This is a genomic window from Variovorax sp. EL159, assembly GCF_900100965.1.
Classification (GTDB): Bacteria; Pseudomonadota; Gammaproteobacteria; order Burkholderiales; family Burkholderiaceae_C; genus Variovorax.
In genome coordinates, this window is the sequence record NZ_FMUJ01000008.1 from 247,472 (window position 1) to 272,373 (window position 24,902).

The 24,902-nt window shown below is 68.3% G+C and carries 17 protein-coding genes and 1 tRNA gene; 6 read left to right on the forward strand and 12 right to left on the reverse strand.

Features of this window, described 5'->3' with window-relative positions; genetic code table 11:
* Nucleotides 1–46: 46 nt before the first annotated feature.
* From BLQ28_RS28600 to BLQ28_RS28635, 8 genes are all read right to left on the reverse strand, one after another.
* Nucleotides 47–1,201 carry an acyltransferase family protein gene (locus BLQ28_RS28600; RefSeq protein ID WP_093246706.1) on the reverse strand — a complete coding sequence of 385 codons (1,155 nt, stop codon included), beginning with the start codon at nucleotides 1,199–1,201 and terminating at the stop codon, nucleotides 47–49.
* Nucleotides 1,202–1,211: 10 nt separating this feature from the next.
* Nucleotides 1,212–1,286, reverse strand: a tRNA-Arg gene (locus BLQ28_RS28605).
* 35 nt (nucleotides 1,287–1,321) lie between these two features.
* Nucleotides 1,322–5,407, reverse strand: coding sequence for a translocation/assembly module TamB domain-containing protein (locus BLQ28_RS28610; RefSeq protein ID WP_093246707.1), 4,086 nt, complete (start codon nucleotides 5,405–5,407; stop codon nucleotides 1,322–1,324).
* 15 nt (nucleotides 5,408–5,422) lie between these two features.
* Nucleotides 5,423–7,372, reverse strand: a complete 1,950-nt coding sequence (locus BLQ28_RS28615) for an autotransporter assembly complex protein TamA (RefSeq protein ID WP_093246708.1) — start codon at nucleotides 7,370–7,372, stop codon at nucleotides 5,423–5,425.
* A gap of 70 nt (nucleotides 7,373–7,442) precedes the next feature.
* A complete protein-coding gene (locus tag BLQ28_RS28620; RefSeq protein ID WP_081268833.1) occupies nucleotides 7,443–8,630 on the reverse strand; it encodes a vWA domain-containing protein in 1,188 nt (395 codons plus the stop codon).
* 23 nt (nucleotides 8,631–8,653) lie between these two features.
* Nucleotides 8,654–9,241 (reverse strand): GNAT family N-acetyltransferase, encoded by a 588-nt coding sequence (locus tag BLQ28_RS28625; protein WP_093246709.1) that lies wholly within the window; start codon nucleotides 9,239–9,241, stop codon nucleotides 8,654–8,656.
* Nucleotides 9,242–9,278: 37 nt separating this feature from the next.
* Nucleotides 9,279–9,524, reverse strand: coding sequence for a hypothetical protein (locus tag BLQ28_RS28630; RefSeq protein WP_093246710.1), 246 nt, complete (start codon nucleotides 9,522–9,524; stop codon nucleotides 9,279–9,281).
* Nucleotides 9,525–9,528: 4 nt separating this feature from the next.
* Complete coding sequence (locus BLQ28_RS28635; protein WP_093246711.1) at nucleotides 9,529–10,383, reverse strand: AAA family ATPase; 855 nt, start codon at nucleotides 10,381–10,383, stop codon at nucleotides 9,529–9,531.
* A gap of 152 nt (nucleotides 10,384–10,535) precedes the next feature.
* Between BLQ28_RS28635 and BLQ28_RS28640 the strand changes: the two genes are divergently transcribed.
* A complete protein-coding gene (locus BLQ28_RS28640; RefSeq protein WP_093246712.1) occupies nucleotides 10,536–11,228 on the forward strand; it encodes a c-type cytochrome in 693 nt (230 codons plus the stop codon).
* Nucleotides 11,229–11,319: 91 nt separating this feature from the next.
* On the opposite strand, the gene BLQ28_RS28645 is transcribed toward BLQ28_RS28640, so the two are convergent.
* From BLQ28_RS28645 to pcaH, 3 genes are all read right to left on the reverse strand, one after another.
* Nucleotides 11,320–12,690: an MFS transporter gene (locus tag BLQ28_RS28645; protein WP_093246713.1), complete on the reverse strand. Its 1,371-nt coding sequence runs from the start codon at nucleotides 12,688–12,690 to the stop codon at nucleotides 11,320–11,322.
* A gap of 131 nt (nucleotides 12,691–12,821) precedes the next feature.
* Nucleotides 12,822–13,430, reverse strand: coding sequence for a protocatechuate 3,4-dioxygenase subunit alpha (pcaG, locus tag BLQ28_RS28650; protein WP_093246714.1), 609 nt, complete (start codon nucleotides 13,428–13,430; stop codon nucleotides 12,822–12,824).
* 19 nt (nucleotides 13,431–13,449) lie between these two features.
* Nucleotides 13,450–14,184, reverse strand: coding sequence for a protocatechuate 3,4-dioxygenase subunit beta (pcaH, locus tag BLQ28_RS28655; protein WP_093246715.1), 735 nt, complete (start codon nucleotides 14,182–14,184; stop codon nucleotides 13,450–13,452).
* 104 nt (nucleotides 14,185–14,288) lie between these two features.
* On the opposite strand from pcaH, the gene BLQ28_RS28660 reads away from it, so the two are divergent.
* Nucleotides 14,289–15,290 carry a LysR substrate-binding domain-containing protein gene (locus BLQ28_RS28660; RefSeq protein ID WP_093246716.1) on the forward strand — a complete coding sequence of 334 codons (1,002 nt, stop codon included), beginning with the start codon at nucleotides 14,289–14,291 and terminating at the stop codon, nucleotides 15,288–15,290.
* On the opposite strand, the gene BLQ28_RS28665 is transcribed toward BLQ28_RS28660, so the two are convergent.
* Complete coding sequence (locus tag BLQ28_RS28665; protein WP_007838777.1) at nucleotides 15,287–15,721, reverse strand: DUF1841 family protein; 435 nt, start codon at nucleotides 15,719–15,721, stop codon at nucleotides 15,287–15,289. The genes BLQ28_RS28660 and BLQ28_RS28665 overlap by 4 nt on opposite strands.
* A 289-nt stretch (nucleotides 15,722–16,010) precedes the next feature.
* On the opposite strand from BLQ28_RS28665, the gene BLQ28_RS28675 reads away from it, so the two are divergent.
* From BLQ28_RS28675 to BLQ28_RS28690, 4 genes are all read left to right on the forward strand, one after another.
* On the forward strand, nucleotides 16,011–20,747 hold the full coding sequence (locus BLQ28_RS28675) for a hypothetical protein (RefSeq protein WP_256327498.1): 4,737 nt from the start codon (nucleotides 16,011–16,013) through the stop codon (nucleotides 20,745–20,747).
* Between the two features lie 85 nt (nucleotides 20,748–20,832).
* Nucleotides 20,833–21,336, forward strand: a complete 504-nt coding sequence (pal, locus tag BLQ28_RS28680; RefSeq protein WP_093246718.1) for a peptidoglycan-associated lipoprotein Pal — start codon at nucleotides 20,833–20,835, stop codon at nucleotides 21,334–21,336.
* 106 nt (nucleotides 21,337–21,442) lie between these two features.
* Entirely contained in the window at nucleotides 21,443–24,532 is a 3,090-nt protein-coding gene (locus BLQ28_RS28685) for a glutamate ligase domain-containing protein (protein WP_093246719.1), read from the forward strand.
* Complete coding sequence (locus BLQ28_RS28690; protein ID WP_256327500.1) at nucleotides 24,529–24,825, forward strand: hypothetical protein; 297 nt, start codon at nucleotides 24,529–24,531, stop codon at nucleotides 24,823–24,825. Before BLQ28_RS28685 ends, BLQ28_RS28690 begins: the two co-directional genes overlap by 4 nt.
* The last annotated feature ends 77 nt before the right edge of the window (nucleotides 24,826–24,902 follow it).

Consider the following 24,902-nt stretch of genomic DNA (forward strand, 5'->3'; position numbering starts at 1 on the left):
TGCCCGCGCCGGGTACGCATGCAGAGGTTCGACAGATGACCGACCCTCAGGCCCCGGCCTTCATTCCATCGGTTGCCATCGGGCGTGCAGGCGTGGATGCCGGTCGCCTCAATCGCTTGCCCAGCGCCACCGTGGGCAATTCCACGGTGCGGTGGATCAGGTAGGCCACCGCGATGGCGACGCCGAGCGCGAGCAGCGCCGCCGGCACGAAGCCCGCGCCGTTCGCCATCAGCACGCGCATGCACGCATACCCGATGAGCGAATGCACGATGTACAGCGGGTAGCTGATGTCGGCGAAGAAATCGAGGAAGCGGTTCGCCCGGAACCGGCCCCGGAACGCATAGCAGATCGCGAAGAGCGCGAGCGCATAGCTGTAGTTCGCGGCGGCACTGGCGGACTGCGCGTACCAGGGCGTCTTCTTCCACATCGACAGGAAGATGGCCAGCACCACCAGCGCCGAGCCGACGAGCACCTTCGGCGAAATCTTCTTCGTCAGCTCGAGATGGAAAAGGGTGCCGATGAAAAGGAACGGAAGAAACAGCAGCTCGGTGTTGGTCGAGGTGAGGCCGACCTGAAGGGTTCCCATCGCCACGATGTTCCAGCCCCTGGGGATGCAGCTCATGTACGCCAGCAGCGCCAGCGAGAAACTCACGATGGTCAGCACCGGCCGACGCCGGATCAACGGCCACAGCAGCATCGCGACGAGGTAGAACTTGACCTCGACCGCGAGCGTCCAGTTGACGAGATCGGTCGATAGCTGGCCCGTCTGGATCTGGACCAGCAGCATGTTCGCGATCAGCCGGCCTGTTTCGATGTGGAATGCCTGCCCCCAGTATTTGCTGGAGAGCCACGCGACGAAGATCACGGCGGCACTGGCAGCCCAATACGTCGGGTAGATGCGCAACAGGCGCGCCGCAAGAAATCGCGCGGCGCCCAATTTCTCCAGCGAGAACGGAATCACGAAGCCGCTGATGAGAAAGAAGATGGCAACGCCGAACGGACCGTAGTTGACGGTGGGCGGCGTGATGAACCGGCTCACCATCGATGCGGGCCCCTCGATCGGTGGCGCGAAGATGAACAGCGAAACGAGCTCGCGCGCGTTCCAGTAGGTTCCGGCGTAGTGGCTGACGATGACCAGCAGAACGGCCAGTCCGCGCAGCTGGTTGGCGAAGGCGATCTTGCCTTGTGCGGGGAGTGTCATCGTGGGTTGTTGGTGCCCTCGACAGGAATCGAACCTGTATCTGAGTCTTAGGAGGACCCCGTTCTATCCATTGAACTACGAGGACCGAAGGCAGGGCGAGACTTTACCAGTTCGGTTCTGTCAGTCGTACTTCACCGTGTAGATCAGGTCCAGCCCGCTGGTTTGCCCCGCCTGCCCGCGCAGCGTGAGCTTCGTCGTCAGGTCGTAGAAGATGAAGATGGTGCCGAAGGTGCCGCCCAGGCTGCGTTCGTAGGTGACGTAGAAGTCCTTCGACAGCCGCTTGCCCAGGGTCACGGCCGACTCGCGCAGGTCGCCGCCGCTGCCGGGGCCCTTGAAGCCGAGTTCGTCCAGGCCGAAGCGGCTGGCGAGGCTGCCGCCGGAGCCGCTGCCGCCGATCTTGCCCAGCAGCGACAGCGCGGCCTGCTGCAGCAGGGCCGACTCGCCGCCGCTGGTGGCCGAGGCGCGGCCCAGGATCACCCAGGACAGGGTTTCGGCGTCGGACAGCGCGGGCTCTGAATACAGCTTGACGCGCGGTGACTGCGCGCTGCCGCTGATCTGCACGCCGGCGCGCTGCGAGATGTTGGGCCGGATCGCGAGGATGTCGAGCGCCGGGTTGTCGTAGGGGCCGTTGAAGCGGGCCACGCCGGTTTCCACGTCGAGCTGCTGGCCATAGGCGCGGTACTGGCCCTTCACGGTCTTGACTTCGCCGGTGATGCGCGGCGGCGCATTCAGCTTGGTGCTGCGGATCTCCAGGTCGCCTTCGAGCCGCGTGGTGATGCCGCGGCCCTGCACAGCGAAGTCGTCGCCCAGGTCGAAGTTGACGACGATGTCCGGGGGCTTGGCGGTCTGCGGCTTGGCGGCCTGGGCGTCGGCGCGGGCGGACTCGCGCTTGGCTTCTTCCGCGGCCTCGCGGTCCTTGGCGGCCGAGCGCACGACCACGTCGCTGCCCAGGCTGGGCGCGGTCTCGTCGGGCAGGATGATGACGGCGCGGTCGGTCTTGAGCTTGCCGCGCACGGTGAACTGGCCGCCGTCGAGCTTGGCCTGCAGGTCGCCCGAGAGCGTGACCTGCCGGTCGGTGCGCACCAGCACGCGCAGTGCGCGCAACTGGCCTTGCAGCGCCATGCGGATGCCCGAGGCGGCGCCGCTCGTGGGGCCCCAGCTCAGCTCGCCGCTGGCCGAAAGCGAGCCGCCATCGGTGCGGGCCTCGCTGGCCGCGGTGCTGCGGTTGCCGCTCTGGCCGCCGATGCGCGCCGAACTGCCGGCGCCGCCCTTGAGGGTGAACTCGGTGATCTCGATGCGTTCGCCGGTCAGCGTGGCGCGCAGGCGTCCGTCGCGCAGGTCGAGCCCTTCGACCGGCGCGCGCAGCGCGAGCTTGTCGGCGCCGAGGGTGCCGTTCCAGCGCGGCGCCGTGCGGCTGCCCGAGAGCGCGGCGCTGGCGTCGAGCGTGCCGGCGATGCGCCAGCCCGGCGGCGCGAGCATCGACCACACGCCGAGGTTTGGTAGCGTCGCCTTGATGGTGCCGCCCAGTGGCGCGTCGACGGCCCATTGCCAGCCGCCCGCGCGCTGCTGCACGCGGGTGTTGATGTCGGCATTGATCTGGCCGGCGCGTTCGCTGTCCCAGGCGAGGGTGGCGTGCACCGCGTCGCCCTGTGCGTCGAGCTGCAGCTCGGCCTTGCGCAGGCCTGCGGGGGTGCTGGGTGCTTCAGCGCCGTTGGGGGCCGTGGCGGAATTCATCGTGCGTTCGCTCGCGGTGCCCGTGCCGGTGCTCGTGATGCGGGTGACCAGCGCGGCCTCGCCGGCCTGCACGCGGATGTCGCCGCTCTGGCGTGCGAGCCTTGCCTTGGCGCGCAGCGTGTCGCCGGCGTCGATGTCCCAGTCGCCGTCGAACATCAGGTCGCCGCTGATGCCCAGGTCGCTCAGTGTCGAGCTGGCGCCCAGTGCGCCGGCCCAGGCCATCGGCAGGCCTTGCATCTGGCCCTTGGACTGCAGGCGGAACACACGGTTGGGTGCCGCGCCGCTCTGACTGAAGCGCAGCGGCTGCCAGTCGATGCGCACGGTGCCCGGTATCGGGCCGCGCAGCGTGGCGGCCGCGGCGGAGGCTTCGACGTCGAGGCGGCCCGCGTTCGAGCCGCTGCCGGTGCGGATGGTGGCAGTGACTTCGTGGCTCAGCTCGACCACCCACGGATTGCCGGGGCGGGCGCTGTCTTGCGCCTGCAGGCGCAGGCTGGCCAGCGCCGCGCGCCACTGGTCGTTGCCGGCGATGCCGCCGCTGGCGCGTGTGTCGATGGTGAACTTCTGCGTGCCGGTGGTGGCCTCGCCCTGCAGCGTGAGCGCGGCTTGCGCCAGGCTGCCCGCGAGGTCGGCGCGCAACTCGCGCAGTTGCACCGTGGTGGCGGTGCCACCGGGCGCCGTGGCAGGCAGGTGCAGTTCGAGGCGGGGCACGCCGAGCGCGGCCTTGAGCGTGGGTTCGGTGATGCCGCGCTGTGCCGGTGCGTTCGCGTTCTGCAGCCGGCGCTGGATGGTCTGCCAGCCGCCTTGCCAGCTGGCATCGAGCTTCGCGGAGCCCTTGGCACTGGCGTTGGCGAACACGCCTGAAAGCCCCGGCAGGCCTTGCACCCAGCGCTGCAGGGTGTCTGCATCGTCGATGCTGGCCTTGATCTCGCCGCCGCCCGTGGTCGGCGCGATGCGGCCTTCGAGCTGCGCGCCGCCACCCGGCAGCGTGAGGTTCAGCTTGCCGCTGCCGGCCTGCTCGGCCACGCGCACCTGCAGCTTGCCGTCGAGGCTGGCGCGCTGGGCTTCGATGCGCAGCGTGCGCAGGTCGAGCACCTGGTCTTTCCACTGGCCCTGGGCCAGCGCACGGTCGAGCGCGAAGCCCGGCAATGCCTTGCTGCCGGCACCGCCGCCTTCGGCGCGCAGGGCGGCGTCGAAGGTGATGGTGTCTTCGCCCCGTTCACCTTGTTCAGCCTTGAGCTGGCCGCTGACGGGCGCGCCCGAGAGTTCGCTGTACAGCGCGGCGGGCCGCACGCCGCGCACCGTGGCCTGTGCCTTCCAGGGCGCGGGCGCCGGGCTCCAGCTGCCCGCGGCATCGATGCGGCCGCCACCGGCGCGCACGGTGGCTTCGGGAATGGTCCAGTTCGTGCCGTCGAAGCCGACGCGCGCCTGCACTTGTTCGACCGGCAACTTCTCCTGGTCCCACGGGCCGGACACGGCGTTGCGGATGTCGGCCGATGCCTTCCACGCGGCCGGGCCGGTGTCTGCATCGGGTTCGAGCGCGACGGTGCCGGTCAGCCGCGTTTCCGGCGCGCCGGGCCACAGGCTGGAGGCATCGACGTTGCGCAGGTCGGCCTTGGCATCGATCACCGGTTGCGGCAGCCAGGGCGCGATCTGCGCCTGCAGCCTGGCTTCCATCGGCGCATCGGCGTTTTCTTCGGCGGGCTTGAGTTCGGCCGCAACCTGCAGGCGCGCGGCCTTGCCGGACAGCGTGCCCTTGACCGTGGCTTCGGCCAGCACCTCGATGCTCTGGTCTTCGGCCAGCGGCGCTTTTACGCGGCCGTCGAGCGCGGCATCGATCGTCATCGGCGCGGGGCCCTGGAGCTTGACGCGCGCGCTGTAGTGGCCGTCGGCAATGTCCACGCCCTTGACTTCGAGCGCGTGCTCGGCGGCCTTGTAGCTGTAGCTGCCCGCAAGGTTGGTGGCCTGCAGCGCGGGCGGGCCGGCCCAGCGCAGCGTGTCGATGCGAAAGGGCAGTTCCACCTCGACGGGCAGCGTGATCTGTTCGAGCGGCTCGGTGGGCTTGTCGCTCGGCGGGCCGCGGCGCTCGATCAGCACCTGCTTCGCGTGCACCTCGCCCAGTTGCACCTTGCGCTTGAGGAGCGGCGCGAGCTGCCAGCCGATGGTGGCGTCATCGACCTCGACGGCGATGCTTTCGCTCTGGTACTTGAGCCAGCCGATGTGCCCGCCGGTGCGCAGCGAGCCGGTCACGTCGCGGCTTTCGAGCGATTGGCCGGCAGGCAGCCGTTGCGCGGCCTGCGCCAGCGCGAAGGCCAGCGACTGGTTCGAGCCCAGCCACCACCACGCGCCTGCCACCAGCAACAGCAGCGCCACGAACAGGCCGAGCACAGTCCAGGCCAGCCCGCGCAGCACCCGGCGCGTGCGCGAGCGCCTGGCGACGGACGGCGTGGCGGAAGGATCGGATTCGGTCGTCATCGCAAAGGCGCCGGGTCAGAAGGTGAAGCCGAGGCGCAGGTGCAGGCGGAACTTCTTCGAGTCCACGCCGTAGGCCAGGTCGGCCTGCACCGGCCCGACCGGGCTGCGCCATCGCGCGCCGACGCCCACGCCCACCTTGGGCTTGAGATCGCCGGGCTTGTCGGCCACGGCGCCGGCATCGACGAACACGACGCTCTCCCAATCGGTGAGCTTGTCCTTGTAGACGAAGGGGCGCTGCCATTCGGCACTGAGCACGCCCAGGTAGCGGCCGGCGACGGTCTGGCCATCGGAGCGCACGGTGCCGATCTGCTTGTAGCTATAGCCGCGCACCGTGGTGTCGCCGCCGGTCAGGAACATCAGCGTCGAAGGGATCTGCGCGCTGTCTTTCGCCGACACGGCGCCGGCCTCGGCGCGCAGTTGCAGGCGGCTGCGGCGGGCGCGCGTTTCCTTGTCGTCGGCCGAGCCCAGCGGCAGCACGCCGAGCCAGCGCACGTAGGTGCGCGTGAAGGGCGTGCGCTGGCCGGTCAGCGTGTAGCCCGCGGCCAGTTCCAGCGCCAGGCCGTAGCCGCGCGAGGGCGCCGAGTTGCTGTCGAAATAGCGCCCGGTCCAGCCCCAGTTGGCGGTCACGGCCGAGGCCGAGGGCGGCGCGTTGGTGCCGCGGTTCTGGGCGTAGTCGTACTGCAGGAAGTAGCTGCGGTCGATGTGGTCGCTCGACTTGTTGCGCCCGCCGCGCAGCCGGCCGCTGTCGACGATGTAGCTGCCCGATTCTTCGCGCTTGATCTCGCTGCCGGCGAACCAGCGCCAGCCGTCGTCGTTGGGGATCGCGTTCCACTCGGTGCCGAGCGACTTGATGTCGCGGTCGACCGACAGCCGCGAGACGGCGCGCCAGCCGAGCCACGGGATCTGGTTGTGGATGTGGTCGATCGACAGGCGCGGGCCGTTGTCGGTGGTGAAGCCGGCGCCCAGCACCACCTTCTGCAGCGGCGCCTCGCGCAATTGCGCGATGACGGGCGCGAACTGCGGGTTGCCGCTTTCGGTGTCGAGCGTGAGGAACACCGAGTCGTAGTAGCCGCTGCTGGCCAGCCGCTGCTGCGCGTCGAGCAGCTTCTGCTGGTCGTAGTCGGCGCCGGTGGGCAGGCGGGCGATGCGGCGCGCGCCGTCGGGGTCGTAGCGCTGCAGGCCGCGCAGCACCAGCGGGCCGAACTTGTAGGCGGGCCCCGACTGGTAGGTGACGTTCAGGCGGGCTTCATGGCGGTCGGCATCGACCTCGGCGCGGCTGATCTCGATGTTGCCCGTGGGGAAGCGCTTGGCCGTGAGACTGCGCAGCGCGGTGGTCTTGGCCTCGTCCCAGGCCTGCTGGGTGAAGGGCTGTCCGGCGCGCAACGCCCAGCCGGTGCGGATCGAGTCGCGCTGGGACTCGGCGGCGGCATCGTCGGCAATCGCGCCGGCGTAGCTGATCTGCACGTTGCTCACCTTGGTGATCTCGCCGGGCGCGACCGTGATGACGATCTCGCGTGGGGCCTTGGTGCTGTCGGGCGTCTCGTTGAGTTCCAGCGTCAGCGTGGGCGTGAAGTAGCCGAGGGTGCCGAGCAGCTCGCGGGCGTTGGCTTCGGCGGCCACCATGAGGCGCGAGATTTCGGTGGCGCCCAGGTCGTCGAGTTCGCGGTAGCGCTGGATTTCCAGGTGCAGCGCGAGGTAGTCGCGCACGTCCTGCGGGCCGCGCACATCGACGGTGAAGGCATCGCGGCGCTCGGCCTTGGCCTTGTCGTCGTCCTTGCCGTCTTTGTTGCCCTTGCCATCCTTGGCCGTGTTGTCGGCATCGCCGGCGCGCACGAGTCCGGCCACGGGCTTGCCTTCGGTGTCGTCTTTTTTCGGCAGCAAGCTGCAGCCTTGCAAAAGCAGGACGCCTGAAAAAAGCAAAGCCGGCAACCACGCCGGCGCAAAAACGGAAACCACCCTGACCATGGGCGGATTCTGACAGCAAGCCCGGCCGCTTCCTGAAGGCCCGGGCCGCATCGCCGGCTTCGCCCCCGTCCTACTTGGACAGCATGCGCATCGCTTCTTCAAGACCCCGCAGGGTCAGGGGGTACATGCGGTTGGACATCAGCTGCTGCATCACCGCGATGCTCTGGCGGTATTGCCACACGCCCTGGGGCTCGGGGTTGATCCACGCGAACTTGGGGAAGGTGTGCGTGAGCCGCTGGATCCACTCGGCGCCGGCCTCTTCGTTGTTGTACTCGACGCTGCCGCCGGGCTGAAGGATCTCGTAGGGGCTCATGGTCGCGTCGCCGACGAAGATGAGCTTGTAGTCCTTGTTGTACTTGCGCAGGATGTCCCAGGTCGCGAACTTCTCGGAGAAGCGGCGCTTGTTGTTCTTCCACATGAAGTCGTACACGCAGTTGTGGAAGTAGAAGAACTCCAGGTGCTTGAACTCGGTCTTGACGGCCGAGAACAGTTCTTCGACGCGCTGGATGTGCTCGTCCATCGTGCCGCCCACGTCCATCAGCAGCAGCACCTTGACGTTGTTGTGGCGCTCGGGCCGCATCTTGATGTCGAGGAAGCCGGCGTTGGCGGCGGTCGAGTGGATGGTGTCGTCCAGGTCCAGCTCTTCGTCGTGGCCTTCGCGCGCGAACTTGCGCAGCCGGCGCAGCGCGACCTTGATGTTGCGCGTGCCCAGCTCCTGCGTATCGTCGTAGTCCTTGTAGGCGCGCTGGTCCCACACCTTCACGGCGCTCTTGTTCTTGCCCGCGCCGCCGATGCGGATGCCCTGCGGGTTGTAGCCGCCGTTGCCGAAGGGCGAGGTGCCGCCGGTGCCGATCCACTTGCTGCCGCCCTCGTGGCGTTCCTTCTGCTCCTCGAAGCGCTTCTTGAGCGTTTCCATGAGCTCGTCCCAGCCCATCTTCTCGATCTTGGCTTTTTCTTCGGCGGTGAATTCGCGCTCGAGCGTCTTCTTGAGCCAGTCGAGCGGCACTTCTTTCGTGAAGTCGGTGAGCATCTCGACGCCCTTGAAGTAGGCGGCGAAGGCGCGGTCGAACTTGTCGTAGTGCTTCTCGTCCTTCACCAGCGCGGTGCGCGAGAGGTAGTAGAAGTCGTCGATGCCGTAGGCGCCGTCGGAGTTGGGGCCCACCACGTCGGCCTGCAGGGCCTCGAGCAGCGTGAGGTATTCCTTGACCGACACCGGCAGCTTGGCCGAACGCAGGGTGTAGAAGAAGTCGATGAGCATGCGTTGCGCTCCTTGTGTTTGCGTCAGCCGCGCGGCTTGTCGAGCAGGTACAGCAGCTGTGCCTTCACTTCGGGCCATTCGCCCGCGCGCAGGCTGTACATGACGGTGTCGCGGATGGTGCCGTCGCGGCGCATGACGTTCCCGCGGATCACGCCGTCTTTCTTGGCGCCCAGGCGCTCGATGGCGCGCTGCGAGGTGAAGTTGAAGTTGTCGGTGCGCCAGCCCACCACGTTGCAGCCGAGCGTGTCGAAGGCGTGGCTGAGCATCAGCAGCTTGCAGGTGGTGTTGACGTGCGTGCGATGGCAGTGCGCGGCGTACCACGTGTAGCCGATCTCCACGCGCTTCACGGCCGGCAGGATGTCGTGGAAGCTGGTGCTGCCGAGCACGGTGCCCGTGGCTGCATTGGTGACGGCGAAGGCGAAGCGGTCGGCGGTATTCTGCGCGGTCTCGATGTAGGTGCGGGTGTTCTCCGGCTCGGGCACCGAGGTGACGCGCAGCTTCCACAGCTCGCCATCGGCGGCCGCGGCGCGCAGGCCTTCTTCATGGTCGAGCGACAGCGGCACCAGCGCGATGTCGCGGGCCTTCAGCGTGACGGGTTCGACGAACGCCATTTTTTCTCCGACTCTCTTCGAGCTTGTGGTGTGGGCTTCAGCCGCGCGGGTCGCCGTACTTGTGCACGTACCAGGCGCGCGCCGCCTGTGCTCCGGCGCCACCACCCAGGCCGACCAGCGCGATGCCGAAGATCTCGCGCTTGCCGTATTCGCTGCCGCCGAACGCGTCGAGGCCCAGCAGCAGCCCGAGCCCGCGGCCGAGCATCGCGCCCACCACGAACAGAACGGCCTGGGCAATGCCCAGCTTCATGAGCTGCTTGGTGGAGTGGGGTTGCCGGCTCATGGACTCAGCGGTTGTTGCGTTGCATGAAGACGAGCTTCTCGAAGAGCGTCACGTCTTGTTCGTTCTTCAGGAGCGCGCCCACCAGCGGCGGCACGGCGACCTTGTCGTCCTTGCTCTGCAGCGCCTCGAGCGGAATGTCTTCGGCCACCAGCAGCTTGAGCCAGTCGAGCAGCTCGGAGGTCGAGGGCTTCTTCTTCAGGCCCGGCAGGTTGCGCACGTCGTAGAAGGTCTTCATCGCGGCCGTGAGCAGCTCCTGCTTGAGGCCGGGGAAGTGCACGGCAACGATGTGCTTCATCGTCTCGGCATCGGGGAACTTGATGTAGTGGAAGAAGCAGCGGCGCAGGAAGGCGTCGGGCAGTTCCTTCTCGTTGTTGGAGGTGATGAAAACCACCGGCCGGTGCTTGGCGCGGATGAGCTCGCGCGTCTCGTAGCAGTAGAACTCCATGCGGTCGATTTCGCGCAGCAGGTCGTTCGGGAATTCGATGTCGGCCTTGTCGATCTCGTCGATCAGCAGCGCCACCGGCTGGTCGGCCGTGAAGGCCTGCCAGAGCACGCCCTTGACGATGTAGTTGTTGATGTCGCTGACGCGCTCGCCGCCGTCCAGGTCCTTGAGCTGCGAGTCGCGCAGGCGGCTCACGGCGTCGTATTCATACAGGCCCTGCTGCGCCTTGGTGGTCGACTTGATGTGCCACTGCAGCAGCGGCAGCCCGAGCGATTGCGCCACTTCCTCGGCCAGCATGGTCTTGCCGGTGCCGGGCTCGCCCTTGACGAGCAGCGGGCGCTTGAGGGTGATCGCGGCATTGACCGCGAGCATCAGGTCCTGTGTGGCGACGTAGTTGTCTGAGCCCTGGAATTTCATGAATGAGACGGAGGCTGGGGGTGGAGAAAAGAACACACTCGACACGCGTTGTGCAGCCTCAGGGTTGGCCTGCACAGGGATCTGGAAGACCCCTGCATATAATCGAATGTTGATTCGAAAAACTGTACTCTCCACGAGATTGTGCGCGCAAAATGAACAAGTTGTTGACCACGATGTTTGCCCTTGCTGTCGCTTGCGTGACGCTCTCGGCACAGGCCCAGCAAGTCACTGGCAAGGCCCAGGACGGCGCCAAGAAGGTTGCGATGTGCGTGGGCTGCCACGGCATCATCGGCTACCAGGCCAGCTTCCCAGAGATCCACAAGGTGCCCAAGATCGCGGGGCAGAGCGCGGCGTACATCACGTCGGCCCTCACGGCCTACAAGGGCGGTGACCGCAAGCACCCCACCATGCGCGCCATCGCCGACACGCTCACCGAGCAGGACATCGCTGATCTCGCCGCCTACTACAGCCAGCTCGGCCTGAAGGAAGGCGACGCACCGCCGGCCGCCCTCGCCCAGGCCACGCCCGACAACATCCTGGCCCTGGTCACGAAGGACAAGGACAACAGCTGCACCAAGTGCCACGGCGCCAACTTCAACACGCCGAACGACGGCACCGTGCCCAAGCTGGCCGGCCAGCATGCCGACTACCTCTTCGTCGCGCTCAAGTCGTACCGCGTCAAGAACAACCCGCACCTGGGCCGCTCCAACGCGGTGATGGGCCAGCAGGTCGAGCCGAAGAAGTTCACCAATGCAGAACTCAAGACGCTCGCCACCTACATCAGCTCGCTGCCCGGCGAACTGAAGACGGTGCCGGAGTCCCGCATTCACCACGGCGCTGAATAAAGCAAGCCCTGCATACCCTTAAAGAAAAAGCCCGCGCATGCGGGCTTTTTCTTTGGCGCAGCCGATCGAACGACCGACTGACTGGCCGGCCTCAGTGGCTCGTCACCCCGCCGCGAACCACGGCCTGCCCGCTGTGCGGATGCACCATCTGCTTGACCACCAGCGCCACCGCCGCAATGAGCGCCGGCACCGCCAGCACCGCGAAGATCTGGCCGAAGCCCAGGTGCCGGGTCGCCAGCTCGGCAACGAGGTAAGAACCCGCGATGCCGCCGAAGCGGCCCAGGCCGAGCATCCAGGCGATGCCGGTCGCGCGGCCTTGCGTCGGGTAGAAGGCCGCGGCCAGCGCGGGCATCGACGACTGGGCCGTGTTCATCAGCGTGCCGCCCAGGAACACCGTGACCACCAGCGCGCCCACGTTGCCCAGCGACTGGCCGATGAAATACACGGTGACGGCCGTCAGCGCGTAGCCGGTCGCGATGATCTTGTTGGCGTTGTAGCGGTCCATGAGCCAGCCGAAGGCGATGGCGCCCACGCCGCCCAGCGAGAACAGGGCCGAGATGACGGTGGCCGTCTGCGGCGGCACGTTGGCCTCGCGGAACAGGATCGGCATCCAGTTGATCATCGCGTAGAAGATCACCAGCCCCATGAAGTAGGCGATCCACAGCATCAGCGAGCCCACGATGTACGCGGGCGACAGCACCACGCCGATGCCGCTGGTGGCCAGCGGCGCGGGGCCTGCCTGGTTCTTCTCGGTCATGGTGAACGCGGTGGCCCGCGATGCGCCGTCGGCGATGCGGACCAGCACCGCGCGGATGCGCTCGGGGCTGAATTTCTTCGCGACCATGTAGCGCACCGACTCCGGCAGCAGCCACAGCATGAGCGCCACCAGCACCAGCGGGGCGACGCCGCCCAGCACCAGCACGCTGCGCCAGCCCAGGTGCGGGATCATCCAGGCGGCGAGGAAGCCGCCGCAGGCCGCGCCCAGCGGGAAGCCGCAGAACATGGTGTTGGTGATGGTCGCGCGGCGATGCTCGGGGCAGTACTCGCTGGTCAGCGTCACGGCGTTGGGCATGGCCGCGCCCAGGCCGAGGCCGGTCACGAAGCGCAGGCCCACCAGCTCCGACAGGCTGCCCGAGAAGGCCGAGGCCAGGCAGCCCAGGCCGAACACCAGTACCGCGCCCACCAGCACGCGCTTGCGGCCCAGCCGGTCGGCCAGCGGACCGGCCGCCAGCGCGCCGAACGCAAGGCCGAACAGCGCCGCGCTCAGCACCGGCGCGAGCGCCATCTTGCTGGCGCCCCATTCGCCGGCCAGCGACGGTGCGATGTAGCCGATGGCCGAGGTGTCGAAGCCGTCGAGCAGCACCACGAGAAAGGTCAGCGCGAAGATGCGCCACTGGAAAGCCGAGAAAGGGTGCCGGTCCAGGAAGGCCTGGACATCCAGCGAGCTGGTTGTCTGTTGCATGCGTTGCTCCGATGTAGGAATGGTTTTTTGAGTGGCGCGATGAAGAAAAAGCGCGGCAGCCCCCTGGCTGCCGCGCTTCGCGGAAAGAGAAAGAAAAAAGAGTCCGGCGATCGGGCCGCTCTACATGGCGGTCAGATGTCGAAGAAGGCCGTCTCGTCCGCACCCTGCATGCGGATGTCGAAGCGGTAGGTCACCGCGCCGCCGTGTTCCACGCGCTCTGCGATCAGCGTGTGGCGGCGGTCCGCGGGCACGCTGCCAAGCACCGTGTCCTTCGCGTTGGCCTCGGCCTCGTCGCTGAAGTACACGCGCGTGAACGCATGCAGCAGCAGGCCGCGCATCAGCACGATCACGTTGATGTGCGGTGCCTCGCCGGGTGCTTCGGCGCCGGGCTTCACGGTGTGGAACACGAAGCGGTTGCCCTCGGCGGTGCCGGTGCCGACGCGGCCGAAGGCCCGGAAGCCCATGGCGCGTGCCTCGTCGGGCGTCTGCGGATAGCGGCCTTCGCCGTCGGGCTGGCTGATCTCGACCAGTGCGTCGTTGATCGGGTTGCCGTCGCCGTCGATCACGCGGCCTTCGAGGCGGATGCGTTCACCGGTGGCGTTGTCCAGCGCCACGACGGCATCGAAGGGCTGGTTGAAGTAGTAGCCGTACTGCGTGGCGGTGAGGCCATAGGCGAAGTAGGGACCCACGGTCTGGGAAGGGGTCTGGCCGAAGTCGGCTTCCTGTGCGCTCATCAACATGGTGTGTGTCTCCTTCGGTTCAGCGGTTCTCGAACGGCGTTTCATCGGCGCCGCGCAGCACCATGTCGAACTGGTAGCCCAGTGCGTAGCCTTCTTCGGTGATGTCGAGGCTGAAGTCGGCAACCAGCCGGTTGCGATAGCGCTCGGGCGTGCCGGTGACCATCGGGTCGTACTGCAGCAGCGGGTCGCCGGGGAAGTACATCTGCGTGACCAGTCGGCTGGCAAAGCTCTGGCCGAACAGCGACAGGTGGATGTGCTGCGGACGCCATGCGTTCGGGTGATTGCCCCAGGGGTAGGCGCCCGGCTTGATGGTGAGGAAGCGGTAGCGGCCTTCGCTGTCGGTCAGGCAGCGGCCCGCGCCGAGGAAGTTGGGGTCGAGCGGCGCGTCGTGCTGGTCGACCTTGTGCACGTAGCGGCCCGAGGCGTTGGCCTGCCACAGCTCGACCAGCGTGTTGGCCACCGGGCGGCGGTGTTCGTCGAGCACCTGGCCGGTAAGGATCATGCGTTCGCCCAGCGGCTCGCCGTTCTTGCGCGCGTTGCGCGTGAGGTCGTGGTCGAGCTCGCCGATGCTGTCGTGGCCGTACACCGGCTGCTGCAGCTCGCCGAGCGAGGCCTTCAACGGAATCAGCGGCTTCAGCGGGCCGCGCTTGGCGGTGGACTTGTAGCCGGGGTAGACGTAGCTGGGGTGGGCTTCCCAGTCGCGCGGGGTGAGGGTGGCGTGCGGGCCCTGCGGGGCCTTGGTCTTGGTCAACATGTGCGTTGTCTCCTGTCGTGGGACGAATCCGGAAGCCCAGACTTTAGAAGTGCCATTCGATGATGTAAATTGAAGATTGATCAAGTTTCAATAAACAGAAGGCATTGAAAAACCCTACCGAACTTCGCCAGGATTTCTTGCGCAACGTGCAGTTGCGCCATCTGCGCTGCCTCGTCGCCGTGGCGCAGGAGCGCCACCTGGCGCGCGCGGCCGGGCGGCTGGCACTGAGCCAGCCCGCGGTGTCGAAGACGCTCTCGGAGCTGGAGTCGATCGTGGGCACGCGCCTGGTCGAACGCAGCAAGGCCGGCCGCCGTGGCGTGCAGGGGCTGACCCCCGCCGGCGAGCAGTTGCTCACGCATGCGCTGCGCGTGCTCGAGGCGCTCGATGCCAGCGCGCAGGCGGTGGCGCCGGCGTCGGGTGAGCGCGTCGAGCGCCTGCGCATCGGCGCGCTGCCGAGCGTCGCGCCGGCCCTGCTGCCGGCGGCACTGGCGCGGCTGCGCGACGGCTGGCCGTCCGTGCAGATCACGGTCAAGAGCGCCGCCAACGCCGTGCTGCTCGACGAGCTGCGCGCCGGCGAGCTCGACCTCGTGGTGGGCCGGATGAGCGATCCGCGCCTGATGGGCGGCCTGAGCTTCGAGTTGCTGCACACCGAGCCGCTGGTATTTGCCATGCGCGCTGGCCATCCGCTCGCGCTGGCCGCGCTGAAGGCGGCGACGGTACAGGCGGTGCTGGCCTACCCGCTCGTGGTGTACGGCGAGGGCACGATCCCGCGCCACAACACCGAAAGCTTTCTGTCGGCGCGCGGCCTCGTGTTGCCGACCAACGCGCTGCAGACGCTCGACGTGGCCGTGGCGCGCGCGTTGGTGGCGGTGTCCGATGCGGTGTGGATCACGCCGCTCGGTGCCGCGCGCGGCGAACTGTCGGACGGCCGGCTGGTGCGGCTGCGCATCGACACGGCCGGCACCGAAGAGCCGGTCGGCCTGCTGCAGCGCAGCGATGCCGAGCCGTCGGCCTTGCGCGGCGCCATGGCCGCGCTGCTGCGCGAGGCCGCGAAGCAGCAGGGCGCGCTGCCGCCGCCCAAAAGAAAAACCCGAAGCCGTCCCTAGTCTTTGGTTGCCCGGCGCTGCACGCAGGCCACGTAGCCTTCGCCGTCCGGCGGGCGGCCCGCGCGCTGGCTCTCCCACATCATCTGGCCCAGGCAATCCATCGCCTCGTGATGCGCATGCAGCAGCGAGCCGCGGCGCGCGGCCAGCAACTCCACCGCCTGGCGAATGCCGCGCGGCTGGTCGATCGAGCATTGCTCGCTGATCGACAGGTGCATCGACAGATGCAGGAACGGGTTCTCGCGGCCGTTCGATCCGTCATAGACCCGCGCGACCGCGGCATCCGCATCGGCCAGGTCCTCGTGGTATTCGGGGTGTTCGTCGATCCAGCCGGCGGCAATGGTTTCGAGCGCTTCCATCGGCAGGCCCTGCCGGTGCTTGGCGTACACGTCGCAGAAGAAGCGGCGCACATCTTCCTGGGAGGGATTGAACATATATAGATAGAGGGCAGAAAAAGAGATGGGAAAGATGAGGAGAAAAGGCCGCTTCTTAGGGGGGTGGATGTGCCCGGCGTTCCGGGTACATCGCGTTACCTCGTAACGTAACGAATCGCGAAATGACCTTCTTACGAGCTGTTTCTACACGCCGTCGGTAAGTCGATTTTGAGAAAAATATTCATACGAATCAACAGGTTGCATGGCCTGCAACCCATCTGGCACGGAGCGCGGAAAAAGCGGCACGCAAGTTGCCCCTGTAGAGGCATCTTTTGTCACAGAGGCTGCCATGACCGCTCAACAAGCATCGACCAATTCGACCGAAGGACTTGCCGCCGCCGGCGCTGCTCCAGTGGTCATCGCCCAGGCCACCGTCACTCCGCTCGGCGCTCCCGCCGCGATGAGTTCGGCGGCACCCGCTGCCGCAGCTGGCCCCGCCAGCATCGGCACATTATCGAATGCGACGCCCGGCGTCGCGGTGATGCGCGACGGTGTCCGCATTCCCGTCGATGGCAATCAGACGCTGGTTGCCGGTGACCGCGTGATCGTTCCGCAGGACGGCCACGCCAACGTGCTCTTCCCCGGCTCGGCCACCAACAAGGCGCCGCTGGCCGGCGTCTTCACCGGCGGCACCGATGCGACCATCGGCTCGACCAAGCTGCCGGGCGGCCTCGAACAAGTGAATGTGGATGTCGCCTCGGGCGACCTGCAAGTGACCCCGCCCGACAGCGATGCCGACGCAGCCGCCTTGGCCGTGACCAAGAAGCTCGCAGCCGGCAGCGGCATCGGCCTGGGTGAATTCGCACTGGGCGCGCTGGGTGCCGCGGCACTGGGCGCAGCGCTCAGCGGTGGTGGCGGTGGCGGCGATACCGGCATTCCACTCCTCGTGTCCTCGGGCAACCCCACGACACCGACCAACCCCAATGGCTCCGACGCGGATGCCGATGCGGACGCCGATGCGGACGCGGATGCTGATGGAGATGCTGATGCTGATGCTGATGCTGATGCTGATGCGGACGCAGATGCGGACGCGGATGCGGATGCGGATGCAGATGCCGATGCCGATGCCGATGCCGACGCTGACGCTGACGCGGATGCCGATGCCGATGCCGACGCTGACGCTGACGCCGACGCTGACGCCGACGCCGACGCCGACGCCGACGCCGACGCCGATTCAGACGCAGACGCCGATGCTGATGCCGACTCTGACGCCGACGCCGATGCGGACTCCGACGCGGATGCCGACGCAGACTCCGACGCCGATGGCGACCACCTCCTCGATCCGGGCGATAGCCTCGTTCATCACGTGGTCGATGGCCTGAGCGGCGCACTCGGACTCGGTACTGCGCTCACCCCGGTCACCCATGTGGTCGACGGTGTCACCGGCGTGGTCGACAACGTGCTGGCCCCGCTGCTCGGCTCCACCTTCACGCCGAACAACCCGAACGAGTTCGATCCGGTCGACAACACCGTCGGCCAGGTGACCCACCTGCTGGGTGGCTCGCTGAGCCCCGCGCTCGACGGCCTGCTGGGCGCCGGCGCCACCAACGCGATCCTCGGCACGGTGGTGGGCCAGGTCGACTACCTGACCGATGCGGTGCACAACGGCCTGCAGAACCTGATCGGCGACCACGGCATCCTGAGTGGCGTGACCGGCGCGCTCGGCCTCGGTGGCGTCACCGACCAGCTCCTGGGCACCCACGGCGTGGTCGGCAACGTGCTGGGCACCGTGCTCGGCCCGAACAGCCTCGTGAGCGGCCTGCTGAGCGACCACGGTCTGGTCGGCGGCCTGCTCGGCAGCGATGGCCTCGTGGGTGGCCTGCTGGGCGAAGACGGCGCGGTCGGCGGCCTGCTGGGCAACGTGCTCGGCCATGACGGCCTGATCGGTGGCCTGCTCGGCAGCAATGGCGCGGTGGGCGGCCTGACCGGCGGCCTCCTGGGTGAACACGGCCTGCTCGGTGGCCTGCTCGGCGAAGGCAGCGCCCTCGGTGGCCTGCTCGGCGACGACGGCGTGGTCGGCGGCCTGCTCGGCTTCAACGGCGGCCTGTCGGACCTGCTCGGCGTCGGCGGCCTCACCGACGGACTGCTGGGCCACGGTGGCCTGGTCGACAGCCTGCTCGGCGAGCACGGCGTGGTCTCCGGCCTGATCACCGACAGCCCGCTGGGCGGCCTGCTCGGCGATCACGGTCTGGTCGGCGGCCTTGTGGGCGGCACGCTCGGTGGCCTGCTCGGCAACGACGGCCTGGTTGGCGGCCTGCTGGGTGACCACGGCCTGCTGGGCGGCCTGGTCAGCAACGACGGCCTGCTTGGCGGTCTGCTGGGCGACAACGGCATCGTCGGCGGCCTGCTGGGTGGCGACGGCCTGCTCGGCGGTGTGCTGGGCAACGACGGCCTGGTGGGTGGCCTGCTGGGCAACGATGGCCTGGTCGGTGGCCTGCTGGGTGACCACGGCCTGGTCGGCGGCCTGCTCGGCAGCGACGGCCTGGTGGGTGGCCTGCTCGGCGACCATGGCCTCGTCGGCGGCCTCCTGGGCAGCGACGGCCTGCTGGGCGGCGTGACCGGCATCGGCGGCGGCCTGCTCGGACCGAACGGCGTCGTGGGCGGCCTGCTGGGCGACCATGGCCTGGTCGGCGGCCTCCTGGGCAACGACGGCCTGCTGGGTGGTGTGCTCGGCGGTGTGCTGGGCGGCATCGGCGGCGGGGGCACGGGCGCACCCGGCACGGCGCTGCTCGACCCGGTCGACAGCATCGTCAGCGGCGTGGCCAACGGCCTGAACCACGGTGTGCTCGGAGGCCTCGGCCTGGGCAACGTGCTGACCCCGGTGGTCGGCCTCACCGACAGCGTGACCCACACGGTCGACGGCCTGCTGGGCCCGATCCTCGGCACCACCTTCACGCCGAACAGCCCCAACATCCTCGACCCGGTCGACAGCGTGGTGAAGAACGTGACGGACGGCGTGAGCGGCCTGCTGAGCCCGCTGACCGATCAACTGCTGGGCACCGGCACGACGCACGCCCTGCTGAACGCAGTCGACACGCAAGTCGACTTCCTCACCGACGGCGTGGCGCACGTGTTGAACGGCGGCCTGCTGGGTGGCGCGCTCGGGGGCGTGCTGGGTGGCGGTACCTCTGGCGGTCTGCTCGACGGCGTGCTGGGCGATCACGGTCTGGTCGGTGGCCTGCTTGGCAGCGACGGCCTCGTGGGCGGCTTGCTCGGCGGCGTGACTGGCGGTACCACGGGTGGCCTGCTCGATGGCGTGCTGGGAGATCACGGTCTGGTCGGCGGCCTGCTCGGTAGCGACGGCCTCGTGGGTGGCTTGCTTGGCGGCGTGACTGGCGGCGCCACCGGCGGCCTGCTGGATGGCGTGCTCGGTGAGCATGGTCTGCTTGGTGGCGTGCTCGGCGGTGTGACTGGTGGCACCACCGGCGGCCTGCTGGATGGCGTGCTCGGTGAGCATGGTCTGCTTGGTGGCGTGCTCGGCGGTGTGACCGGTGGCACCACCGGCGGCCTGCTCGATGGCGTGCTCGGTGAGCACGGCCTGGTTGGCGGTCTGCTCGGCGGCGTGACGGGTGGTACCACCGGTGGCCTGCTCGACGGCGTGCTGGGCGACCATGGCCTGGTCGGCGGCCTGCTCGGTAGCGATGGCCTTGTGGGCGGCTTGCTTGGCGGCGTGACTGGCGGCACCACTGGCGGCCTGCTCGATGGCGTGCTCGGCGAACACGGCCTCGTTGGCGGCTTGCTCGGCGGCGTGACTGGCGGCACCACCGGCGGCCTGCTCGATGGCGTGCTCGGCGAGCACGGTCTGGTTGGCGGCTTGCTCGGCGGCGTGACTGGCGGCACCACTGGTGGCCTGCTGGATGGCGTGCTCGGTGAGCACGGCCTGGTTGGCGGTCTGCTCGGCGGCGTGACTGGCGGCACCACCGGCGGCATCCTCGACGGCGTGCTTGGCGACCATGGTCTGGTCGGCGGCCTGCTCGGCAGCGACGGCCTCGTGGGTGGCTTGCTCGGCGGCGTGACGGGCGGCACCACCGGCGGCATCCTCGACGGTGTGCTGGGCGACCACGGTCTGGTCGGCGGCCTGCTCGGCAGCGATGGCCTCGTGGGTGGCTTGCTCGGCGGCGTGACTGGCGGCACCACTGGCGGCATCCTCGACGGCGTGCTGGGCGACCACGGTCTGGTCGGCGGCCTGCTCGGTAGCGACGGCCTTGTGGGCGGCCTGCTTGGCGGCGTGACCGGCGGCACCACGGGCGGCCTGCTCGACGGCGTGCTGGGCGATCACGGTCTGGTCGGTGGCCTGCTCGGCAGCGACGGCCTCGTGGGCGGCTTGCTCGGCGGTGTGACCGGTGGCACCACAGGCGGTACCGCCGGCGGCATCCTCAATGGCGTGCTCGGCGACCATGGTCTGGTCGGTGGCCTGCTCGGCAGCGATGGCCTCGTCGGCGGCTTGCTCGGCGGCGTGACCGGCGGTACCACGGGTGGCACCACCGGCGGCATCCTCGACGGCGTGCTGGGCGACCACGGCCTGGTCGGCGGCCTGCTCGGCAGCGACGGCCTCGTGGGTGGCTTGCTCGGTGGCGTGACTGGCGGCACCACAGGTGGCACCGCCGGCGGCATCCTCAACGGCGTGCTGGGCGATCACGGCCTGGTCGGCGGCCTGCTCGGCAACGACGGTCTGGTGGGTGGCCTGCTCGGCGGCTTGCTGGGTGGCAGCGGCCCGGCCGCCAACATCCTGCAGCCGGTGACCGACGTGGTGAGCCACGCGACGAGCGCAGTGGCCCCGGTGGTCTCCACCGTGACCAGCGCGGCATCGAGCGCCACGGCGCCGGTGACCGACATCCTGGCCGGCGCGGGCCACGCCACGGCACCGGTGACCGATGCGGTCAGCAGCGTGGTGAACGGTGTCGAGCATGCGGTCACCCCGCTGGTGAACGACGTGCTGACCCCGATCACCAGCCTGGTCGAGCACTCGCCTGCCGGCACCGCGCTGTCTCCCGTGACGAACATCCTGCACGGCCTGCTGGGTTGAACAAGAACAACGCAAGGAGAGGGTGAGGGAGCTGCTGCAGCACCAGGGACAGGCCACCACCGGCCTGTCCCTCGAAAGGATCGATATGAAAAAGAATTTCCGGATACTCGCCTTCGTCGCGCTCAGCGCAAGCCTTGCGGCCTGCGTCCCACCCAAGACCGGCCGCGACGATGCGACCTACTACTACTCGAACAAGGGCGCGAGCGCCGTGGCGAAGGTGGAACCGCCACCGCCGCCGCCGGTGCAGAACGGCCCGGCGGGCGTGTCGAAGATCGTCTACTTCGACTTCGACAAATACAACATCCGGCCCGGCGACCGCAACATCGTCGAGGCCCATGCGAGCTTCATGCGCAACCGGCCGTCGAGCCGGGTCGTGATCGAAGGCAACACCGACCAGCGCGGCGGCCGCGAATACAACCTGGCACTGGGCCAGCGCCGCGCCGACGCCGCGCAACGCGCGCTCACGCAACTGGGCGTGCCGGCCGAACGCATCGAAGCCATCAGCTGGGGCACGGAGAAGCCCGCGTCTCTCGAAACCACAGAGGAGGGCTATCAGCTCAATCGCCGAGCCGAATTCAGCTACCGCTGAAGCCGGATCACCGCGATGACTTCGACGGCAGTCTCCGGTCAACGTTCACATCGAGGCGAAAGCTGATGACGGACGCGACCGGTCTCCCGCATTCGATCGGGGCCGAATGATGTCCTTCCCAGACCAACTCCACGCCTGCCACGAACGCCTGGTGTCGGTGTGCGCGGCGTTGCCTGCCCCCTATCCGGCCTTCACGCTGTTCTTCTCGGTCAGCGACGGTTCGCAGCGCGCGCACGTCGTGCATGCGCGGGCCGCCGACTTCGAGACGGCATGGCGCGAAGGCGCCGGCATCGTCGAGCGCTGGGTGCGCGAGCGCGGCATCGTCTCGCCGTGGCTGCGCATTGACTGGGTCGAGGGCGCGAGCCCGATGGACTGGGTGCAGTTCAAGACGCAGCTCACGGCCGTCAAGCGCAACTACTTCCGCCTTGGCCTGGCTTTCGACCAGGACTTCGAGATCGCCTTCACCGAGCAGGAGCTGAACGCCAACGCGATGCTCTGCGGCGATTCGACCATCGCGCACTCGGTGGTGAACCAGCGCAACTTCGAGGTCTATGCGCAGGCCCGCTTCGAACGCACGCCATCGCTGGACATGCCGACCGACCAGCCGGTGTACCTGCTGGCCATGGTGGGCGTGTTCTGCCAGCCCGACGGCGTGGTGCACAAGCTCGTCGGCACGGGGCTCGATGCGGGCCGTCGGCAGATGCCGGCGCTGAACCCGCAGTCGGTGCTGGAGCTGGTGCGCAGCGGCTCGTCTTACCTGGCGCGGCAGGTGCAGGCCGACGGGCTCTTCGTCTACGGCTACTTCCCGTGCTTCGATCGCCGCATCCCGACCTACGACGCCATGCGCCATGCGAGCGCGGTCTACGCCATGCTCGAAGCATGGGAGCTCACACGCGACGAAACCCTGCGCTCGGCCATCGACCGCGCGCTCGACCACCTCACCACCTGGCTGATCCGCGACTACACGCTGCCCGACGGGCGCGAGGTCGCGTTCCTGGTCGACACCGGCGGTGAGATCAAGCTCGGCGGCAACGCGGCCTGCGTGCTCGCGCTGGTGAAGTACTGCGAGCTGATGGACACGCGCCGCTGGCTGCCGCTGCTGGAGAAGCTCGCACTGGGCATCGTGTCGCTGCAGGACCCGGCCAGCGGCCGCTTCAACCACGTGCTGCATGCGACCGACCTCACGCTCAAGCAGGCCTCGCGCATCATTTACTACGACGGCGAAGCGGCCTACGGCCTCATGCGCCTGTATGGCCTGACGCGCGATCCGCAGTGGCTGGCTGTGGTCGAGAAGGCCTTCGACCATTTCATCGCCAGCCAGCACTGGCAGGCGCACGACCACTGGCTGAGCTGCTGCGTGAACGAGCTCACGCACTGGAGCCCGCAGGAGAAGTACTTTCGCTTCGGGCTGCAGAACGTGGCGGGCTATCTGGACTTCGTGCTCGACCGCAAGACCACCTTTCCGACGCTGCTCGAACTCATGCTGGCCGCGCAGCAGATGCTGCAGCGGCTCGAAGGCATGCCCGCGATGCGGCACCTGCTCGACGAGCTGGACACCGAGAAGTTCTACCGCGCGCTCGACTACCGCGCGCACTACTTGCTCAACGGCTTCTTCTGGCCCGAGATGGCGATGTACTTCCGGCGGCCTTCGACCGTCGTCGGTTCGTTCTTCATCCGCCATCACTCGTTCCGCGTGCGCATCGACGACGTCGAGCAGTACGTGTCGGGCTTTGCCGCCTACCACCGCTACCTGCTGGAACGCCGTGCCCTGTCCGCTGCCGGTGGCGGCTCGGGCGGCACCGCGCCGAGGGACGACGGCCCCGCGTGGACCGCGAGCGAAATGGCCCGCGTGACCGGCGGCGAATGGGTCGTCAAGCCCGAAGACGGCTGGCGCGCCAGCGGCGTGACGCAGCGCTCTTTCATGCGCAAGGGCCGCGTCGTGTTCGATCACCAGACGCGGCCGTCGAAGACGCCGCTCGCGGCCGTCACGCTCAAGGGCGTGCTGCAGCCGGCCGCCGCCGTGCTGTGCACCGACCCCAAGCCGCACCTGGACAAGCGCGTGCCCGTGCTCCAGGTGCAGAACGTGCTGCAGGCCGTGCTGCAACTGGGCGACCATGCGCGCACCGAATTCACGGGCCGCGTATGCGGCGTGCTCGGCAGCGGCGCGGGTAGCAGCACGGTGGCCGCGATGCTGGCCGGCGCGCTGACCGTGTGGGGCGAGGTCGGCCAGCCCGAAGGCAACATCAGCCTGCCCTCGGGCATCGCCTGGAACATGACCTGCATGCCGCGCCACGCGGCCTACTGGGTGATGGAGATGGGCAGCTCGCACATGCCGGCCTCGGCGCAGCTCGTGCGGCCTTCGCTGGTGGTGGTGACGGGGCTCTCGGCCGCATCGCAGAAACACCGTGGCCCTTCGGAAGCCGCCGCGCGGCTCGACAGCCGCATGTTCCAGGGCATGGCGCCCGGCGACAGCGTGGTGCTGAACCGCGACATGCCCGAGTTCGCGACCTTCGCCGAAGCCGCGATGGCGCAGCAACTGCAGATCGTGACCTGCGGCGAGCACAAGGACGCCGACGTGCGCCTGCTCGCCTTCGACCACGGCGAGGTGCAGGCGATGGTGGCGGGCGAGCCCTTCCAGCTGCGCCTGAATGCACCGGGCCGCCACATGGGCGCGAGCGCCATCGCCGCGCTCGCGGCGCTGCAGGCGCTGCGCCTGCCGCTGGCCGCGGCGGTCGAACCCTTCGCGCACTTCGAGCCGCCGGGCGGACGCGGTGCGCTGCACACCATTCACATCGGCGGCGGAAGCTTCAAGCTGATCGATGAAACCTATGACGCCAACCCCAGCTCGATGCGGGCGGCGCTCGAATTGCTGTCACAGGCCCCCTGCGAACCCGCGCGGCGCGTCGCCATTCTTGGCGATATGCAGGAACTGGGGCCCGCCGCCCAGCGGCACCACCTCGATCTCGAGGCGGAGCTGCTGGCCTCTCAACCGGATCGCGTGCTGTTGTGCGGTCCGCTGATGCGCGCCTTGCATGCGCGCATTCGTACAAAGGTTCGCTCGCATTGGTTCGTCGATGTGTCGGACCTGTCGACCGCGCTGGGCGGATTGCTGCAACCAGGTGACTGGGTGCTGGCAAAAAGTTCAGCGGGCGTCGGCCTGTCCCGGCTGGCCCGGGTTTTGAAAGCACTGCCATGACCATGAGATGGAACGCCCTCCTGCACTCGCCCTTCGAACGCGAGGCACCGCCGCCGCAACGACGCTGGTGGCTGGGCTGGCTTCAGCTGCTGTGCGCGTGGGTGCTGTGCATGCTGCTGTGCGCCAACATCGCATTGGTACTCGCACAGGGTTTGCCCCAAGAGGCAAAGGAAATGACCGTGGGAAAACCGGTCGGCTGCATGGTCGAAGGAACGGCCACGCGGTCCGGCACGGGGGCTTCGATTCATGACGCGCAAGCCGATCCGATGAAGAGGCGAATGCTTCCGTGCTGACCTGCACGGAGAGTGAATTTTTGCCTTGTAACAGCCGGGTAACAGTTGATAATGACACAGGCGTCATTGCACGACGG